At 39.2% G+C, this 2,535-nt stretch carries 5 protein-coding genes; all 5 read left to right on the top strand.

Features of this window, described 5'->3' with window-relative positions:
• The first annotated feature begins 18 nt into the window (after positions 1-18).
• Positions 19-138: a glutaredoxin family protein gene (locus tag GXZ13_04040; GenBank protein NLX75006.1), complete on the top strand. Its 120-nt coding sequence runs from the start codon at positions 19-21 to the stop codon at positions 136-138.
• A 21-nt stretch (positions 139-159) separates the two neighbouring features.
• Positions 160-354: a hypothetical protein gene (locus GXZ13_04035; protein ID NLX75005.1), complete on the top strand. Its 195-nt coding sequence runs from the start codon at positions 160-162 to the stop codon at positions 352-354.
• Positions 355-362: 8 nt separating this feature from the next.
• The gene (locus GXZ13_04030) at positions 363-1,205 is read left to right on the top strand and encodes a hypothetical protein (protein NLX75004.1); all 843 of its coding nucleotides are present in this window, start codon (positions 363-365) and stop codon (positions 1,203-1,205) included.
• A 33-nt stretch (positions 1,206-1,238) separates the two neighbouring features.
• The gene (locus GXZ13_04025) at positions 1,239-1,799 is read left to right on the top strand and encodes a hypothetical protein (GenBank protein ID NLX75003.1); all 561 of its coding nucleotides are present in this window, start codon (positions 1,239-1,241) and stop codon (positions 1,797-1,799) included.
• 233 nt (positions 1,800-2,032) lie between these two features.
• Positions 2,033-2,535 (top strand): MATE family efflux transporter (locus GXZ13_04020; protein NLX75002.1); only part of this gene is annotated, 503 nt, incomplete at its 3' end.

The raw sequence follows: 2,535 nt of genomic DNA, 5'->3' as shown, positions 1-2,535 counted from the left end.
CTATACAGGAGGTGTATTATGAAAAAAATAATAATGTATTCAAGTCCTAGCTGTCCTCATTGTCACACCGCTAAGGATTTTCTGAAAAAAGAAGGGATTCCCTTTATTGATAAGAATGTTCAAAATCCGGAAATCTAAAAAGAGTATCAAACTCTAGGCGTGCAAGGTGTCACTACTTTTCTTATTGATGGAGAAGTAATCGTAGGATTTAATCCTACTCAACTTCTTTCAAAATTAGATTTTATACTTCCCAAGTGCCCTTCTTGTGGTAAGAAAATGATTGTTCCCAAGGGTAAGGGCAAGATTCGAGTCAGTTGCCCCAGTTGCAAAACAAAATTTGAAATGCAAAGTTAGGAGTTTATGTGAATTATACCAGTGAGAGAGAAAGAAGAATGGCCACTGAATCCATTCCTCGTCTCTTTTTTAGTTTTAGTCTGCCAGCCATTACAGGAATGATGGTTCAAGCCCTCTATAATATAGTGGACCGCTTTTTTATAGGCCAAATTCCCATCACGGGCAGGATTGCCATTGGCGGAATTGGGGTATCCTTGCCCATTACCTTTATTCTAATGGGTTTTACCATGCTCTTTGGAATTGGTGGCGGAGCGAACATCTCAATATTTTTAGGGAAGAAAGATCAACCTATGGCGAGAAAGATTCTTGCCAACGCCCTAATGATGCTTTTTTTAAGTGCTCTTGTTCTAAACGGCTTTTTGCTTTTGAATCTAGAAAAAGTTCTTCTTGTGTTCGGTGCCACAGCAGAAAATCTACCCTATGCCAGTAGTTATTTGCGCATTATCCTAATTGGGAATTATTGGAATACCTTTGGATTTGCCTTTAACCATCTGATTCGCGCTGAGGGCAATCCGAAATTTGTAATGTACAGTATGCTTCTAGGAGCAATTACCAATATTATCTTAGACCCGATTTTTATCTTTACTTTTAAAATGGGCATAGAAGGGGCAGCCTATGCCACCATCATTGCTCAGTTTTTAAGTTTTAGCCGTGGGCTTAGCTACTATCTTCGTGGTAATAATCTTATTAAATTAAACAAGAAAGATTTTCGATTGGACTTAAAAGTGATTTCCCTGATCGTGGCCATAGGGGTTTCTCCTTTTTTTATTCAAATAGCCGGCAGTGTAGTAGGAGCTCTTCTCAATAACAGTCTTCGAATTTATGGAGGTGCCTTGGCTCAGGGAGCCTAGGCCATTATTAACTCCATTGCTATGCTCTTTTTTATGCCGATTTTTGGAATGAATCAAGGGATGCAACCCATAGTAGGCTTTAATTATGGAGCGGGGAATTTCAAAAGAGTCAAAGAGACGGTAAGAGTTGCTATTTTATCGGCAACGGCATTAATGAGTGCCGGATGGGTTATTGTTCAGTTCTTTCCTCATATCCTGGTAGGTGCTATGACACCGGATGCAGAACTTTTTGAAATTACCGTTAAGGGTCTTCGTGTATTCTTGTCCATGATGTTTATTGCAGGTTTTCAAATTATCAGTTCTAATTTTTTCCAATCCATTGGAAAGGCAAGAATAAGTTTCGTGCTTTCTCTATCGCGGCAAGTCTTTCTACTTGCCCCTCTTGTCTATTTCCTTCCAAGATTTTTTGGACTCCAAGGGGTCTGGTATGCTCAACCCATAGCCGATGGTCTTTCTTCTGTTATTACACTGATTTTTCTGGTCAAGGAATTTAAGCACCTTGAGGAGGCTCATTGTGCAATGAATCCCCTAGAGGAAGGCTGCGCAGAGACAATGGTAGCCCTTAATATCCTTAAAAGCCAAGAAAAGTTATAAATTAACCTATGGGTTTCTGATTATATGGTTTTATTATTTTCATGAATGGTTAGAGATAGGGGAAGGATTTTATCCTTCCTCTTATTTCTTTATGGAGGCACTTTAAGTAGAGTAGTAAATATATGAATCCCTCATGACGAATAGAAACTTCTAAGCCAAATAGAACTATTCTTAGAGATAAGTATGCTATCATAAAAGGGTGCATTGCACTTTTTTTTGAAATGAGGTTATATATGGTAAGCAAAAAACCTTCACCCGATGAAAGACTCCATTCCATTCATCGCAAAGAAGTGATAAGAATAGCTTGGCCGGTGCTTCTTGAACTTATCTTAGCAAGTTTATTTAGTATGGTGGATATGATGATGCTGGGCAATGTAGCCAGCAAACTGATAGCCAATCAATCAGTGGCGGCCGTAGGAATTGTCAATCAACCCCTTTTTATCGGAATTTCTTTGGTTCAATCGGTGAATGTGGGATGTACAGCTCTGGTGGCACGGCATATTGGCTCAGGGGAAGAAGACAAAATAGAAGATACATTACAGCATGTGCTTCTGATCAGTTTTCTTGGTCTTGCCCTTCCCTATTTCTTTATAGTACAGATCTTTAGAGATCCTCTTATGACCTTTCTTGGTGCAGAACCGGCAGTTCTTGCCATCGGAGGCGATTATTTTAGAATACTTATAAGTGGCTTTTTATTCCAGTCTTTAAATTTTTCTCTTACAGCAGCCCTTAGGGG

This window comes from Synergistaceae bacterium (assembly GCA_012728235.1).
GTDB lineage: Bacteria > Synergistota > Synergistia > Synergistales > Synergistaceae > JAAYFL01.
Note: the sequence above shows the minus strand (reverse complement) of the source record. Positions and strands in the feature narration are given on the sequence as shown.

Excerpts from the sequence above, each read along its gene's own strand:
- GXZ13_04040 (NLX75006.1), top strand. The coding sequence starts at position 19 with ATGAAAAAAATAATAATGTATTCAAGTCCTAGCTGTCCTCATTGTCAC.
- GXZ13_04025 (NLX75003.1), top strand. The coding sequence starts at position 1,239 with ATGCCGATTTTTGGAATGAATCAAGGGATGCAACCCATAGTAGGCTTT.